At 64.5% G+C, this 256-nt stretch carries 1 pseudogene; it reads left to right on the top strand.

From position 1 onward, the window contains the following. Positions 1–128: 128 nt before the first annotated feature. Positions 129–256: pseudogene (locus SB751_RS32745) on the top strand (heptosyltransferase); the annotation flags it as partial.

Genomic DNA, 256 nt, shown 5'->3' with positions numbered 1-256 from the left:
CGTTGCGTGCGGCAGAATTCAAGGAATCACTCGCTTTAATACAATTGTGCCCGGGATTGTACCGGCTACGCGCTGCAGCGCGGCGCCCGCCCCCGTCCTTCAGCCCTAATTGCGCGTCGCGCCCGTCCATGTCCGAAATCAGTTGCCTTTCCGTCCGCCTGCCCAATTGGGTGGGTGATGTCTGCATGAGCCTGCCCAGCCTGCGCATCCTTCAGGCCACCGGCGTGCCCCTGGTGATCTGCGCCCGCCCCTGGGC

Source organism: Cupriavidus sp. SIMBA_020 (assembly GCF_046535395.1).
In the GTDB taxonomy this organism is placed as follows: Bacteria; Pseudomonadota; Gammaproteobacteria; order Burkholderiales; family Burkholderiaceae; genus Cupriavidus; species Cupriavidus campinensis.
This window is presented reverse-complemented; position numbering and strand designations above follow the sequence as displayed.